11 protein-coding genes are annotated in these 15847 nt (G+C 34.5%); 8 read left to right on the top strand and 3 right to left on the bottom strand.

What is annotated here, in order from left to right; genetic code table 11:
- Window positions 1-7: 7 nt before the first annotated feature.
- Entirely contained in the window at window positions 8-1486 is a 1479-nt protein-coding gene (locus tag CGC48_RS04950; RefSeq protein WP_098028693.1) for a RagB/SusD family nutrient uptake outer membrane protein, read from the top strand.
- A 48-nt stretch (window positions 1487-1534) separates the two neighbouring features.
- Here the strand turns inward: CGC48_RS04950 and gldC are convergent, their stop codons facing one another.
- On the bottom strand, window positions 1535-1861 hold the full coding sequence (gldC, locus tag CGC48_RS04945; RefSeq protein WP_098028692.1) for a gliding motility protein GldC: 327 nt from the start codon (window positions 1859-1861) through the stop codon (window positions 1535-1537).
- Window positions 1861-2814 carry a gliding motility lipoprotein GldB gene (gene gldB / locus CGC48_RS04940; RefSeq protein WP_098028691.1) on the bottom strand — a complete coding sequence of 318 codons (954 nt, stop codon included), beginning with the start codon at window positions 2812-2814 and terminating at the stop codon, window positions 1861-1863. The genes gldC and gldB overlap by 1 nt, the downstream gene beginning before the upstream one ends.
- Before the next feature lie 191 nt (window positions 2815-3005).
- Here gldB and CGC48_RS04935 point away from each other — a divergent pair, with 191 nt between their 5' ends.
- The 3 genes from CGC48_RS04935 to radA are packed head-to-tail and all read left to right on the top strand — an operon-like array spanning window position 3006 to window position 6862.
- Window positions 3006-4313 (top strand): hydroxymethylglutaryl-CoA reductase, degradative, encoded by a 1308-nt coding sequence (locus tag CGC48_RS04935; RefSeq protein WP_098028690.1) that lies wholly within the window; start codon window positions 3006-3008, stop codon window positions 4311-4313.
- A gap of 36 nt (window positions 4314-4349) precedes the next feature.
- Complete coding sequence (locus CGC48_RS04930) at window positions 4350-5474, top strand: alpha/beta hydrolase (RefSeq protein WP_098028689.1); 1125 nt, start codon at window positions 4350-4352, stop codon at window positions 5472-5474.
- A gap of 26 nt (window positions 5475-5500) precedes the next feature.
- Window positions 5501-6862 carry a DNA repair protein RadA gene (gene radA / locus CGC48_RS04925; RefSeq protein ID WP_041996761.1) on the top strand — a complete coding sequence of 454 codons (1362 nt, stop codon included), beginning with the start codon at window positions 5501-5503 and terminating at the stop codon, window positions 6860-6862.
- Window positions 6863-6902: 40 nt separating this feature from the next.
- On the opposite strand, the gene CGC48_RS11910 is transcribed toward radA, so the two are convergent.
- Window positions 6903-7034, bottom strand: a complete 132-nt coding sequence (locus tag CGC48_RS11910; RefSeq protein WP_255317897.1) for a hypothetical protein — start codon at window positions 7032-7034, stop codon at window positions 6903-6905.
- Between the two features lie 264 nt (window positions 7035-7298).
- Here CGC48_RS11910 and CGC48_RS04920 point away from each other — a divergent pair, with 264 nt between their 5' ends.
- The 4 genes from CGC48_RS04920 to CGC48_RS04905 all read left to right on the top strand — a co-directional run bounded on the left by CGC48_RS04920 (window position 7299) and on the right by CGC48_RS04905 (window position 15796).
- The gene (locus CGC48_RS04920) at window positions 7299-8555 is read left to right on the top strand and encodes a sigma-54 interaction domain-containing protein (RefSeq protein ID WP_041990649.1); all 1257 of its coding nucleotides are present in this window, start codon (window positions 7299-7301) and stop codon (window positions 8553-8555) included.
- A gap of 131 nt (window positions 8556-8686) precedes the next feature.
- Window positions 8687-10879 (top strand): PepSY domain-containing protein, encoded by a 2193-nt coding sequence (locus tag CGC48_RS04915; RefSeq protein ID WP_098028688.1) that lies wholly within the window; start codon window positions 8687-8689, stop codon window positions 10877-10879.
- A 502-nt stretch (window positions 10880-11381) separates the two neighbouring features.
- A complete protein-coding gene (locus CGC48_RS04910; protein ID WP_157909868.1) occupies window positions 11382-14354 on the top strand; it encodes a T9SS type B sorting domain-containing protein in 2973 nt (990 codons plus the stop codon).
- The gene (locus CGC48_RS04905; RefSeq protein WP_098028686.1) at window positions 14354-15796 is read left to right on the top strand and encodes a PorP/SprF family type IX secretion system membrane protein; all 1443 of its coding nucleotides are present in this window, start codon (window positions 14354-14356) and stop codon (window positions 15794-15796) included. Before CGC48_RS04910 ends, CGC48_RS04905 begins: the two co-directional genes overlap by 1 nt.
- Window positions 15797-15847: the final 51 nt, after the last annotated feature.

Below are 15847 nucleotides of genomic sequence, written 5' to 3'. Positions count from 1 at the left end.
AAAAGAAATGAAACGATATATTAATAAAATTGTATTCCCAGTTGTAGCACTAGTAGGGATTTCTTGTTCGGGTGATTTTTTAGACCCCGAAGTTGATAGATACTTAACACAGGAACGTAAAGAGGAACTTAAAGCTGAATCTCCTGATGCAGTAGCTCTTTTAGTTCAGGGTAGTTTGAATGGTATTTATAACAATTCTGTCAAGTCAGTAACTCCAGATACAGGACACGATCACTTTGGTTTAAAAGCATTCCACTTGGCTACAGACTTAACGGGTCAGGATATGGTGCAGCAAGTGCATCATTGGTTTGGCTTTGACTATAATTTTGGAAATAGATTAGCTGATTATCGTAGGGTTAGAACGATGTGGCGTTTTTTCTACCGACAAATTTCAGCTGTAAACATCATTATGCAAGATTATTTTGAAGGAGAGCCATCAACAGAACTTCTTAAACAAAAACGAGCTGAAGCAAGAGGGATTAGAGGAATTGCATACTATCATCTAATTAATTTGTATCAGCAAACTTACAAAGGAAATGAAAATGCTCCTGGTGTGCCTTTAGTTTTGTTAACAACAGATGAAAATATGCCTCGAGTTCCTGTGCAAAAGGTATATGATCAAATCATTGAAGATTTAACTTTTTCTGTTGAAAATAACGTAGTAACAGACGATAAGAAAGACGTGGATAAAGCAGTTGCTGCAGCTTATTTGGCAAAAACATATGCTGCAATGGAAGATTGGGCAAATGTTGAAAAATATGCAAAAATAGCTTCAGATGCAGCTCCTTTCACTTCCTCAGGAGATGTTGAGTCAGGAAAATGGGATATAGGAACGCCTTCTTGGTTGTGGGGATTTGATATTTCAGGAACTACAACAACTTTGTATGCGTCTCTTTATTCTCATCTGGACAATACTGTCGATGGTTATGCAGGTGGTTTGGGTATCTATAAAAATATTTATAGTGATCTTTATGATAAGATTGCAAATACTGATGTCAGAAAGAAAATATTTATCAATAAAGATCTTTTCCCAGCCATAGCCGATAAGTATAAAAATCTTCCTAAGTATGCGAATATTAAATTTGTTACGCCAGGAGATTTCACAGGAGATTATTGTTTCTTAAGAAAAGAAGATCCTTACTTACTTATGGTTGAGGCTTATGTAGAACAGAATAGACTAGTAGAAGCAAGAACAGCTTTGAAAGCTTTGATGGATAATCGTGATGCTACTTATGATGATACTAAATTCACTACACAAGAAGCCTTAAGAGAAGAAGTTCGTTTGCAAAGAAGAATTGAACTTTGGGGAGAGGGTACATCTTTCTTTGATTTAAAGCGTTGGAAATTAGGTGTTGATAGAAAATCTCCTGATGGAAATAATCACAGAACTCAAATAGTGGTACCTGCAGGTGATCCTAGATGGGTATATCAAATTCCAAAAGTTGAGGTTGAAGCAAATCCTAATCTTGGGGCTCAAAATCCATAGGATAAGACTGATACAAAAAAAACAGGTATGAATTTCATACCTGTTTTTTTATTTTAACTCCATTTTTTCAGCAAAATACTCGCAGAAGTCACGCATTGTGTCACGCATTTTTTCATCGTTGGTAGCTCTGTGGAAGGTATCAGCCATTGCCGAAAGTGTTTGGTAGAAAAACATTTTCATTTCATCAACAGGCATTTCTTTGGTCCACAGGTCAATACGTAAGGCTTCTTTGTTTTTTGAATCCCAAACAGATAGAAAAATAGCTTTGGTTTCTTCATTATAAATTCCGCCATCTTCAGCGTTCCAAAACAATTTTTCGGGAACTTTATTTTCGTCCAACGCAACAGTTAATTGAATGTTTGATGTCTTTTGCATTATTTTTTAGGTTTATAAAAAGATTGTTTGAATAATTCTTCGGGTTTCATTGTAAGCATCTCAATAATAGATATTTGCTCATTCTTCTCCATAAACGATTTCACAATTTGTAATCCGATAAAACGTCCTACACCTCCAGGTGATTCGTTATCCAATTCCAAATAAAATTTTGAGAAAGGAGCAGGATATATGAATCTGTTCAATAACTTTTTATCTGTTTGATAAAGAAGTTCATTATCAATAAAATATCTCCATATTTGTGATTCATTTTCTACAGTCCATTTCCATTTTGTTTTGTCGTATTTTAGAATTTCTGACTCCGATTTTTTAGGAAGAAGAATTTCTGTGAGATATAATTTCTTTCCTTCATAAATTATGTTATCTAAAAATGTAAGGTATTGACGACGAGGGACTAACTTATCCGCAAACGATTCGGCGATATCAATAACAATGTTTTCTTTCTGAAGCTCAAAACGGATATATTTCTGGATGTTTTCGTAAAAATGATGATTTTCACCCAAATAATTGTCAATTCCGATGAGCAATAAACTATCTGCATAAATTACTCGAGATTGATAGTCCACTTCGGAAGTAAGTGTGATAACTTTAGGTGCTTGAAAATTAGGAAAATAATATTTTAAGTGCTGAAATAAGCCTTTAATTTCCTTTTTTTCTTTTGATAAATTACCTACATTCTTTTGAACTTCCTTGTAGAGTGCTTGTCTCAGGCTATCTTTCTGAATTTCAATCCATTCATTATCACTTATGTTTGAAGTAAAAAAGAAAGGATACATTTTTCTTAGTTCTGAAATTTTTTCTGAAGAAGTTGTAAAGAAAAGAGAATCAAAACGCACTATTTCAACCTGCATAGGTATTTGAGCAATTTCCTTTTCTTTTTTATTTCCACAAGCTGTAAGAATAAGTAAACCAATTAACAGAAGTGATTTTTTCATCGGTAATTCAATCTAAACTATGGTGGCAAATATATGAAAAAAATAAAAAGTAGGAAATGTGTGAAAAATCAGTTTGGGATATCTTTTTCGTGATAATTAAACATTTATTTGTTTTTCTATTGTATATTTGCAAGATGTTTTGGGATAAAGTTTTAACTTTTTAAATGTAGAAAACAGCGAATATTGCAGAAATGAAAAAAATAGAAGGATTTTCAAAATTAACGAAACAACAGAAGATTGATTGGCTATGTGAAACCTATTTTTCTGGTGATGAACAGGCATATTCGTACTTTCAAAAATATCAGAATGCAGATGAAAATCTACAGAAATTGCACGATGAATTCATAGAAAACGCGATTTCTAATTACTATTTGCCCTTTGCAATAGCACCTAATTTCGTTATAAATGGAAAGACCTACACTATCCCGATGGTTATTGAGGAAAGTTCCGTGGTGGCTGCTGCCAGTCGGGCTGCTAAATTTTGGGAATCTCGCGGGGGATTTAAAGCAGAGGTAATTTCTACTGAAAAAAACGGACAAGTACATTTTATGTTTTATGGAGAGAAAGCAGATTTAGAAAGCTTTTTCGCGAAAGTTAAGCCTAAAATGTTGTCTGATGCACAAGTTATTACAGCCAATATGCAAAAGCGAGGTGGAGGCATAACGGACATACGTTTGGTGGATAAAACCTCTGAACTTGCTAATTACTATCAGCTTTTTGTTACTTTTGAGACGTTAGATGCAATGGGAGCGAATTTTATCAATTCGTGTTTGGAATCTTTTTCACAGACTTTTCGTACAGAAGCTGTAAATTTCCCCGAAATTGATAAAAAATATGAGATTGTAATGTCAATTTTGTCAAATTATGTTCCAGAATGCTTGGTTCGGGTTGCAGTTTCTTGTCCAACAGAACGTTTGGCTATTGCAAATTTGGGAGGAAGGGAATTCGCAGAAAAATTTGTCAGAGCTATTGCAATTGCAAATGCTGAGGTGCGTCGGGCAACGACCCATAATAAAGGCATTATGAATGGCATAGATTCTGTAATTTTAGCCACAGGAAATGATTTTCGTGCAGTGGAAGCAGGTATTCACGCCTATGCTTCGCGAAGTGGAAAATATCAAAGTTTGACTAAGGCTTATGTTAAAGACGATATTTTTCATTTTGAAATAGAGGTGCCTTTGGCTCTCGGAACTGTTGGTGGTCTGACGAACTTGCATCCACTTGTAAAAACAGCTTTACAAATTTTGGAAAAACCTTCGGCTAAGGAATTGATGCAAATTGCTGCTACGGTGGGATTGGCTCAGAATTTTGCTGCAGTAAGTTCACTAATTACACTTGGAATTCAAAAAGGGCATATGAAGATGCATCTGATGAATATTTTGAACCAGTTAGGAGCTAATGAAGCTCAAAAAAAATACATTACTAACTATTTTAAAGATAAAATATTAACACACAGGGAAGTGTCAGACGTTTTTGAAAGTATTCGTCACTTAAATTGATAAATCAAATAATTATTAACTTAAAAATAATGTTCTATGAAAAGACTATTTTTACTCATCGCATTTGTATGTTTGCAAAATGCATTCGGACAAATTATTTCAGAAGAATTTAGCTCAAGTAGGCTCAATGACAAACGAAAGATAGCCATTTATCTTCCTGAAGGATATTCAGATAAAGAAGCTTATCCACTCTTTGTTGTGCTTGACGCAGCTGCACTAATGGAGCCCACAATTGCCGCTGCACGTTACTATGAGTATCTCCAATCTATGCCCAAAAGCATAATTGTCGGCGTATTTAACACAAATACAGATATTTCTATTGCTAGTGAGGTTGGTCATCCAATGAATGAAACAGCTCAGTTTTTTGAGTTCATTGGAACAGAATTAGTGCCTTACATAAAAGGAAAGTATCCAATCAATACCTTGAGGGGAATCATAGCTTCAGAAGAAGCGGCCTATTTTGCAAGTCATTATCTTTTAAGTGATAAGCCTTTATTCAATGCTTTGATAGCCCTAAATCCTAAAGTTCAATCATATATAAAAGAATCTCTTCCTGAGCAATTTACTAAAGCAAGGCATCACAAATTCTGTTATATAGCAACTACTGATATGGAAAGTGATGAAACGCTGAAGGAGATTGAAGATTTGGATGTTCGGCTCAAAAAAGCTTTCAACAAAAATATAAATTACAATTACGAAAAGTTTGTTGCTACTTCACCAGAATCTGCTGATTTGATGGGAATTGCAAGAGGTTTTGATTTGCTTTTTGATATTTACAAGCCAATCACAGCAAAAGAGTTCAAGGAAAAAATACAGCCTCTGCAAGAAAATATTTTTCAGTATTTAGGAGAAAAGTATACAAGAATTTATAACGAATTGGGAGTGAGAAAAAAGCCATCGCTTAATGATATTTTCGCCATTTACGACGCTATTCATAAGAGGGAAGATTGGTTGTCATTGTCCGATTTATCTGATTTTGTGAAAGCTAACGGGTATAGTGATACATCGATGCCAAATTTTTTCTTAGGAGAATATTATGAAAAAATTGAAGATTACAAAAAGGCAACCAGAGCATATCAAAGAGCTTACGGAGAACCTAGTATCGACTTCATCAAATCAGACCTTATCAACGAACGGATAACAAACTTAAGAGGGAAATAATTGAATTTTATCCTGATTAACAATATATTATGAAGGTTAAAACAACATACTTTTGCCAGAATTGTGGAACACAATATAGTAAATGGCAAGGGCAGTGCTATGCGTGTAAGGAATGGAACACTATTGTTGAAGAAGTAGTTCAGAAAGAAGAGAAAAAAGTTTGGCAAGTTGAAACTTCTAAAACAAAAAAAGCAACTAAATATGTGTCTGTTTCTCAGATAAGTACACAACAAGAAACTCGATTGAATAGTAATAATAACGAGTTGAATAATGTTCTGGGAGGAGGAATTGTTCCAGGTTCTGTGACATTACTTGGTGGGGAACCAGGTATTGGGAAAAGTACGCTTTTGTTACAAATTGCACTTAATTTGCCTTACAAAACGCTTTATGTGTCGGGAGAAGAAAGTGAAAAACAAATAAAAATGAGAGCTGACAGAATTCCGCACAAATTGGATAATTGCTTTATACTTACAGAAACAAAAACACAAAATATCTTTCATCAAATCAAGGAATTACAGCCCGAAGTTGTAATTATAGATTCTATTCAAACGTTGCAAACGGATTATATTGAAGCCTCTGCTGGGAGCATTTCGCAAATCAGAGAATGCACATCTGAGCTCATAAAATTTGCAAAAACCACTAACACACCAGTTATTCTTATTGGGCATATTACAAAAGATGGGCAGATTGCAGGTCCGAAGATTTTGGAGCATATGGTGGATACTGTTCTTCAGTTTGAGGGCGACCGAAATCACGTATATCGTATTTTACGTTCATTGAAAAACAGATTTGGTTCCACCTCGGAATTAGGGATTTATGAAATGATGAGTAGCGGTTTGCGTGAAGTTAATAATCCTTCTGAAATTCTAATTTCAAAAACAGATGAAAATATTAGCGGAACTGCCATCGCTGCTACTTTGGAAGGAATGCGTCCATTGATGATTGAAATTCAATCACTTGTAAGTACAGCTGTTTATGGAACGCCACAGCGAAGCGCAACAGGTTTTAATGCTAAGAGACTCAATATGTTACTTGCAGTATTGGAAAAAAGAGCTGGTTTCCGACTGGGGGCAAAGGACGTATTTTTGAACATTACTGGCGGAATTACCATTGATGACCCTGCAACCGATTTGGGAGTTGCAATGGCGATTCTTTCTTCTAATGAAGATATTGCGATTGAGAAAAATGTTTGTTTTGCAGGTGAAGTGGGATTAGGAGGAGAAATCCGCCCCGTGCAACGAGTGGAACAACGCATCACAGAGGCTGAAAAATTAGGATTTGAAACTATTTTTGTGTCCAAATATAATAAAATAGCCTTGAAAAATACAGCAATTAAAATTGTGAAAGTTGCTAAAATAGAAGATGCTATTCAGGAGTTATTTGGGTAGAATAAAAGCTCAAATTTTGTTATTTTGAGCTTTTGGCAACCTATTTTTTCTTCTTTCCACTTCGGAAGAATAGTACAGTCATCACAATAAATCCAATACAAACAAGTCCAAAAAACCCAATGATGATACTTCCTGCTGTGTGGTCGTAAAGTGCAATGTTTTGAGTAATCATATTAAAATAGTGAATTTGAAGTGGCTAATTTATAGTTTTTTAGCTCTCAGAAATATGATATTTATCATAATTTGTGTGGTTAAATTGTCTGTTGTAGTTTAATTATTTGTTTATCAATTATTTACTTTGTTATATTGAATTGTTTTAAAAAATATTTCTGAAAAAATGAGTTGATTTCTTTCTGAAAATTGGATTTTCTTGTAAGCACAATCATTTAAATTTTTAAGAAATAAGTCTTACATTTGCAACATTGAAAAAGCGATAATGGAAAATATACAGACTATAAAACAACGATTTAGCATTATTGGGAACACTCCTAAACTCAATCGTGCTATTGAAAAAGCTATACAGGTTGCTCCGACGGATATTTCGGTATTGGTTACGGGAGAAAGTGGCGTAGGAAAGGAGGCTATCCCGAAGATAATACATTCTCTGTCTTTGCGAAAACACGGAAAATATATTGCTGTGAATTGTGGAGCTATACCTGAGGGAACAATTGATTCTGAGTTGTTTGGTCACGAAAAAGGAGCCTTTACAGGAGCGACTTCCACTCGTAGCGGGTATTTTGAAGAAGCCGACGGAGGAACTATTTTTTTAGATGAAGTTGGAGAACTTCCTCTAACTACGCAAGTTAGGTTGCTTCGTGTACTCGAAAATGGTGAATTTATCAAAGTAGGTTCATCGGTTGTGCAAAAAACTAATGTACGTATTGTGGCAGCAACCAATGTGAATTTGTTTGAAGCTATCAAAAAAGGAAAATTTCGTGAAGATTTATACTATCGTTTGAGTACGGTTGAGATTTATTTGCCTCCGCTTCGTGAACGAAAAGAGGATATTCATCTGTTGTTTCGAAAATTTGCTTCTGATGCTGCCGAAAAGTATAAAATGCCTCCAATTAAGCTGACTGATGATGCGGTAAACCTGCTTTTAAGCTATCGATGGAGCGGAAATATACGTGAATTACTAAATATTGTAGAGAGAGTTTCAGTTTTGGAAAGGAAAAGGGAAATTTCAGCTGCTATTTTGAGAGAATATTTGCCTAATGAGAGTACAAATCTGCCAACCATAGTAAATGCACCCCGAAGTGAAAGTGAGTTTAGCAACGAACGTGAAATACTATACAAAGTGTTGTTTGATATGAAAAATGACCTAAATGACTTGAAAAAATTGACTTTAGAGTTACTACAACACGATAGTTCACAAAAAGTTAAAGAGGATAATAAAGGATTGATACACAGAATATATGGAGAAGGTTCGCATTCAGCAGAAGCTACGCCTGTGGTTTCAATCATTCCAGTAGAACGAGTCCAACCTTTGAGGGATACTTCGGATAAAGAGGAACTGTATGATTATGAAGAAGATATAGCTGAAGAACCTCTTTCTTTACAGGATAAAGAATTGGAGTTGATAATTAAGGCTTTAGAGAGAAATGGTGGGAAACGAAAAGAAGCAGCAAAGGAGTTGGGAATTTCAGAAAGAACACTCTATCGAAAGATTAAACAATATAATTTGGACTTATAAATATAAAAATTAAAGATTGATAATCAATATTTTTGATGATTAAATCGTTGAGAATATTGATTTTTATATGTTTCTATTTATAATTTCTAATTAAATCAAATAAAAATAAATTTTTAAAAGTATCGAAAAAAATGACCTTGTCTGTTTGGCGTTATGCTCATTTAACCTTAGCTTTATTGGGTTCTGTTTTTATCCTAATTGCTTCTGTAACAGGAATGATTTTAGCTTTTGAGCCTATTGTAAACTACTCAAAGTCTCTAAAAAGTGTTGATTTTGATGGGATTACCTTAAAGGAAACCATCATTTCTTTAAAAGAAAAATATCCTGAAATTCTCACTTTAAAAATAGATGAAAATGATTTTGTACAGGCAGAAGTGATTGATAATGATGGGAATAACTCAGTATTCTATATTAACCCTAAAACTGCTGAAAAAGTTGGAGAAACGTTTAAAAGAGCAGATATTTTTACTTTTTCACAGACGCTACATCGCTCACTTTTTATGGGAAAAGCAGGACGTATTATTATGGCTGTTGCTTCTTTTTTGCTTATGCTGATTGCCATTTCTGGTATATTTTTGATTATCAGAAAGCAAAAGAATTGGAAACATTTTTTTCATAATATTGTGAAAGAGAACTTTTTTCCTTATTATCATACAATTTTTGGCAGATGGGTTCTAGTTCCTGTTTTTATTATAACTTTCACAGGATTATATCTCTCTCTGGAAGGATTTTCGCTCTTACCTACAAAAGAATTTTCAGGAGAAGTAGACGCCAATACACTCTCTGAAAATCCCAAAAAAGAACTTTCAAATTTTGCCGCTTTCGAAGTTCCGTTATCGAAAGTACGGAAAGTAGAATTTCCTCTTTTTGAAGATGTTGAGGAATTTTATCGAGTAGAAATGGTAGACAGAAGTCTGGCAATCAATCAATTTACGGGAGAAGTGCTTTTTCAATCGGATTCTCTTCCAACAAAAATTATTTCCCATTATAGCTTAATTTTACATACTGGGCGTGGTACTTTAGTTTGGGCTTTGGTGCTGTTTTTGTCTTGTGTTGGTATATTATTTTTTATTTATTCGGGATTTAAAATTACGCTAAAACGCAGAAAATCAGTTGTTAAAAATCCATTCAAGAAGGAAGAATGTACTCATATAATTCTTGTAGGCTCAGAGGGTGGAAGTACTTTTCATTTTGCCAATATGCTTCATAATGAATTGATTAGATTAGGGAAGAAAAGTTTTCTGGCGGAGATGAATGCTTTTTCTTTGTATGAAAAAATGGAATATTTGATTGTGATGACTTCAACCTATGGACAAGGGAATGAGCCTTTTAATGCTACAAAGTTCAAAAAATTATGGCAGGAAAATGAAGTTCAGAAGCCTTTCTGGTACTCTGTTGTAGGGTTTGGTTCGTTAGCTTATCCAGATTTTTGTAAGTATGCTTATGAAGTTGATGAATTGTTACGAAATTCCTCAAAGGGAAATCCTCTGACTGACATTCATACAATTAATAACCAGTCGTTTGAGTCATTTTCTCAGTGGGCAAATATGTGGTCTGAAAAACAAGCAATTGAGCTTCAATTATCTGCTAATGCGATTGTTAGCAAGAAGCGAAAACAATGTAGTTTTGAAGTAATTCAAAAAACAGATATTCAGTATGATGAAACGTTTTTGATAGTTTTAAAACCTATTGAAAAACTGAAGTTTGAATCGGGGGATTTACTTGCCATAACGTCCGATATTGATAGTCGTGAACGGTTATATTCCATTGGTAAAACAATCAAAAGTGAAATACTATTAAGTGTAAAACGTCACGAAAAAGGAATTGTATCGAACCTATTAAATAATTTAAAATCAGGAGATTTTTTGAAAGCAGGATTAGAGATAAATAAAAAATTTCATTTTCCTAAAAACGTAAATCAGGTGGTTTGCATTGCCACAGGAACGGGAATAGCTCCTTTTTTAGGAATGATCGAAAACAATAAAAAACAAGTTCCTACAACGCTTATTTGGGGCGGGAAAAGCAGAGATTCGTTTGCTATTTATAATGAGGTTGTTACGAAAAATATGCTTGAGGGGAAAATATCAGATTTGCATTTGGCTCTCTCTCGTTCCGAAAATAAATGCTATGTGCAAGATATTGTACAGGAAAAAGCTTTATTCTTTGCTAGTTTACTTGATAACAATGGTGTTGTGATGATTTGTGGTTCTGTGGCAATGCAAAGAGGAGTAATTATTATTCTTGAAAAAATCTGTAAGGAATATTTAGGGAAGACATTGAGTTACTTTCAGAATAGAGGGCAAATCCGAATGGATTGCTACTAAACAGAACACTTAAAAGAAGTGTTTATTTTTGGCTGAAGTTATCAACAATAAATGTTGAAAACTTTGCGAAAATTTATTTCCAAAATCTTAAAAAATTCATAATTAACAATATCTTTAGATTATAATGTTTAAAAATTACACAAAGAAATTTTTTCTTATGTATTCTGTAAATTTGGAATAAAAATCTATTTTTATTCTTTTTTACAACATTGTTTTGTTTTTATTTTTATTTTGTTTAGTGTGATGTGTTTTTTGTAAATAGAAGAAAGTAAGTTAAAACTTGTGATTTTAAGAGTCTATGGGGGATGTTAGGTTTTGGATTCGATTAAATTTTGTACTTTTGTCTTGTTAAATGTGCTTCATAAAAAGGGGTGCATTTGGAATTGTTTAGTAAAGATTTTGCATAATGAAGACTCGTTTTTTTCATAGTATTTTAGTTTTATTTATATTTTTATCTACAAATTTTTTATATTCTCAATCAGGTAGGGTAGAGTCTATTTCTTTGAATTTCAGTGACGCTTGTGTTTCATCAACGTATAATAATTTCAGTTTGTCCTTTAAGTGGGCTCCTCCGCTTCCTCCTGCAAATAATCAATATATTATTGAGTTGTCTGATGCTAATGGCGATTTTTCCAATCCCACAATTTTAAAAACAATTACAGGGCAGAATACACTCTTTGAACTTTCTACAAACATACAATTACCTACTACAGTACACGGCAACGGCTATAAAATTAGAGTTAGCAGTACTGCTCCTTCAAGTTCATTGGTCAGTAATGCTTTCTCGGCATACTACCTGAACGTTACTACACGTTTGAAGCTTAATAATGACGAATCAAAGTTAGCACTTTGTCCTGGGCATTCTAAGGAAATATCAGTAGATAAAAAAACTGAAAAAGCATACAAATGGTACAAAAATAATACCTTGATACCTGGTGTTACAGGCCCTTCTTATACTGTTTCAGAAGCGGGTACATATCACGTCACTGTTGATTATGGTAATTTCTGTTCAGGGTCTTCCAATTCTCGCTCTAATAATGTGGAAGTAACAGTGGCTGGTAATATGGGAATGACTATTTCTTCAACTCCGTCAGATGTGAATATTTGCAAAGGGCAATCAGTTACACTTAATGCAAGTAGCAAAAACAATTCCTACACTTATAAATGGTATCGTAATGATGTAGTGGTGGCAGAAGGAGTAGGACTTGATAGTTATACGATACCAACAACAGGAGACGTTGCGGGTAGGTATTATTTAGGTGTAGCAGTTCCAGGACAGGATTGTGAGGAACGCACTAATGTTATTGAAATAAAACTTAAAGAAGATTTTAAAGTTTCAGCAACCGTAACAGATGGTGATTTGATGTTGCCAGGGGCCACAAAACAACTTAAAGCAGAAACTACAGCTGAAAGCCCTTCGTTCCAGTGGCTTTTAAATGGGGCGGAGATTTCGGGTGCCACTTCGCAGAATTATATAGCCTCTCAACCAGGGGAATATCAAGTTAAGGTAACACAAGGAGGGACTTGTGCCGGTTCAGTAGTTTCTGAAAAAGTAATATTAAAAAGTCCAACAAGTTTTAAAGTGGAAATTAAATACAAATCAGCTTCTTATCAGGCTTGTTTGTATGATAAAACCTCACTAGCGATTGAAAAAATTGTAGCTGTAACAAGCTCAGGAGAGGTGGTTATGGAACCTTCAACGTACAATGTATTTAGTTACCAATGGTATAAAGGTTCAGAAGCAGTTGATGGTGCGGCTAGTAATGAAATATTTTTAGATAGTACTTCGAAAAATGGCGTGTATTCACTACAGGTTTCTGCCGCAGGCTATAACTCAATTCCTCGTTCTAATGAATTATCTATTCAACTTATTGATGCAAGTGCGGTTAAACTAAATGAAGGACGCAGAAGTATCGAATTTTGTACTGGTTCCGTAAAATTAACTGCTGACCCTGCCGATGCTTCAGCTACCTATACTTGGTATAAAGATGGTGTAGAAGTACTTAAGGAAGTAGGCAAATACGAATATGAAATTTCACAAACTGGAACATATCACGTTTCTATAATGAAACAAGGCGAAGTTGGATGCCCTGCAGTTTCCAATTCCATAGTGGCAATTAAAGATGATGTTACAGCGGGTTGGTCAAGAGAAATGAGACCTAAGGAAATTTATGTTGAGGGAAAATCTTACACTCTGACTATTTCTCACACGATGACAAATCCTACAATAAAATGGTTCCGAAATGGACAAGAAATATCTGGAGAGAACGGACTTTCTTTAACCATTACACAACCAGGAAGTTATTATGCTGAACTGGTTAATGGTGGAACAACTTGTGCCAATGAGAAACGTGTAACTCCTACACAATATTACATAGAGGTAAAAAGTTTGAAACCAACCATAGGATTTAAAACGCAGAATCAGTCAGCGAATTGCGATGGCACAGCTACCGAAACTGCATTGGAATTACAGAAATTGGAGGGTATTTTGGTAGGAGAAGACCCATTACCTTTCAATAGTGCTGACTTTGGTGACTTCACTTATCAATGGTTAAAAGATGGAACACCAATCTCGGGACAAACCGATTACAAAAATTTATTGGTAATGAATGATGGGTCAATAGGAGAATATTCAATACAAGCTACCTATAAGTCTTCAATTACGGAATCTAATAAGTTAAGAGTTTCTTTTGCTTCCGTTCCTGATGTAGTTATTCAGTCTGAAAGTCCTAACAATACACCTATAATATGTCCTGGAGGAAAAACAACTTTATCTTCTTCGGTTTCTTCAGCTGCGTATTCTTATCAATGGTATAAAGAGGGAAGCAAAATTGAAGGAGCTGTAGAAGCCAATTATGACGCCACAGAAGCAGGAAATTACTACATAGAAATATCAAATGGAGTTTGTACCAAAAAGTCAGCGACAGTTTCAGTAAATTACTTCAAGGCTGAAAACATAAAAATTGTTCGACTTGACAATAATATGGAGGTTCCTGATAAGTCTTCTTTTTCTGCAACAAAAGGACTTGAGATAGGTGTTTTGAATAGTAGTAGCGATTATCAATATTATTGGAGTACCCCTGATAAGCAAACCTTTGGTGATAAAGTTGTAATCACAGAAGTTGGAGTTTATACTCTAACAACTACAATTGGAGGTACTTGTGAGCCAGTGGTAGTTTCATTTGAAATAAAAGATTTGTATGAAATTAATGAAATACCGAATGTTGTAACACCGAATGGAGATGGATTTAATGATTTTTGGGAGATTCCAAATGAGTATCTAAATAAAAGTTATGTGAGGGTAAGGATATATTCTCAAGAAGGGAAAGTGGCTTTCGATGGAACAAATTACGACAATAGGTGGCCGAATACCAATACCTCTAAGGATATGGGGAAAAGGGCAGTTCTGTATATGTATGTAATTGAAGTAAACGGGAAAGTTGAAAAACAAGGAGTTATTACCGTAATTAAATAATGAACACAAATAACTTATTACTTTATTTAGATAATAAAGGTGGAATTATGACAAAAAGAAGTACTATCATATTAATCATTTTTACTTTTTTTCTGCAATTTGCGGTGGCTCAGAAAGGGGGATACCACTATTTACCTTATGAAATGCCTGGTCACTCAGCTGTGAAATTTAATTCTTTTTTGATGAATCCTGCGTTTCCGATTTTTGGAGAGAGGGAATCGCACGTTTCGTTGTACCATAGGAATCAGTGGATGAATTTTAAAAATAATTTTAAAACCTATATGGCAACTTACGGAAGGAAATGGTCTGACCAAGAGATGTTTCACGGAATGATTTTTCAGAAAAAAGCAGGAGTGTTCACAAATTATGGAGTTTTAGGAAATTACATACATCAAATTGAAATTTCTGATGAAAATTATCTTCGATTGGGTATCAATGCAATGTTCGGAATGACAGGTATTTCCAAAGGAGATGTTATAATAAATAACCCTGGTGACCCAATTTTTGAAAATGTATCAAATACAGGGATTTTTAATGTTCAACCAGGTTTTGATATCAACTTCGGAAGAATGCATTTTGGAGTTGTAGCTGAAAATTTGATAGATTATGCCATTTCAGCTGGTGAGATGGCAGTTCCGTTTAATGCAAAATCTTTTGTTGGGCATTTAATGTATCGAAATACAATGATGAGTGGTTCTGGTATATTGGAAGAAGCTACTTTTTCGGTAATGGCCAGAGCCAGAAGAAGTTCTGAAAATTTTCAATTTGGAGGTAACATAACACTGGATATGCCTTTGATAGGATGGGTTTATGGAGGTTATGACCAAAAATATGGAGTATTTGGAGGGTTAGGATTTAATGTCACCTCTCATTTTAGCGCTGGTTTTGGATATGAGCAAGGAATAGGTTCTTACGTCAGCAATCTTGGTGGAACATATGAAGTTAGTTTGGTGTATCAGTATGGAGGAAAAAGACACGAGAAAGTCAGAAAATTAGAAGAAGCCAGAAAAGCTAAGGAAGCTGATTTGGATAGAAAGAAAGCAATAGAAGAGGTTAAGCCAGAGGTTTCAAAAGAAGCCGTAGCCGAAAAGCCAAAAGAGGAGGCTAAACCAATAGTAGAACAACCTAAAGACCCTGTGAAGTCATTACAAGAACGAATTAACGTGCAAGAACATAAAATTGCTGGAGGAAAAATTGCTGATGGTTACTATGTTGTTGTGGGAGTGTTCAGAAATCCAAAAGGAGCGTATCAACGTTTGAAAGAAGTGAGAGCAATGGGGCTTACAGCAAGTGCTTTTCTGCACCCTCAAAATGGTATGACCTACGTGTACTTCAATCAGCCGTATGATTCAAAAGAAGATGCAGGTTTGATAATGAGTCAAATGCTAAAACGACGTGAGTTTTCAGATATAAGTATTTGGATATTAAGAGTTGTTAAGTAATTTGACAATCATTCAAAGGACTTATTTTAGAAGAATTTACTATAACAAGAT

The organism is Capnocytophaga cynodegmi (genome assembly GCF_002302475.1).
Classification (GTDB): Bacteria; Bacteroidota; Bacteroidia; order Flavobacteriales; family Flavobacteriaceae; genus Capnocytophaga; species Capnocytophaga cynodegmi.
The sequence above is the reverse complement of the archived record's forward strand: the minus strand, read 5'-3'. Positions and strand labels throughout refer to the sequence as shown.